The organism is Bifidobacterium vespertilionis (assembly GCF_008698145.1).
Lineage (GTDB): Bacteria > Actinomycetota > Actinomycetes > Actinomycetales > Bifidobacteriaceae > Bifidobacterium > Bifidobacterium vespertilionis.
In genome coordinates this window covers 1-205 of record NZ_RZNZ01000049.1, presented here as the reverse complement: position 1 = coordinate 205, position 205 = coordinate 1, and the positions used below count along the sequence as shown (strand labels likewise).

The following is a 205-nucleotide window of genomic DNA, read 5'->3' as shown; positions in this document are numbered from 1 at the left end:
CTTCCGATTCTCAATAAGCGACCATGAACGCCGCATCGCCAGCCGTGCGACATTCAAGTAGTTTTGTAAATTTACACATATTGATAAGATAGCCCCGTAGTAGGCGTAAGCCACTCCGAAACCAAGCCCCTCCGGCACCCTTCCGATTCTCAATAAGCGACCATGAACGCCGCATCGCCAGCCGTGCGACATTCAAGTAGTTTTG

The 205-nt window shown here is 50.7% G+C and carries 1 protein-coding gene; it reads right to left on the bottom strand.

The genetic code is table 11. The features are described from left to right. Nucleotides 1-10: 10 nt before the first annotated feature. Nucleotides 11-205, bottom strand: a 195-nt coding sequence (locus EMO90_RS12555; RefSeq protein WP_223851269.1) for a hypothetical protein, incomplete at its 5' end; no start/stop codon positions are given.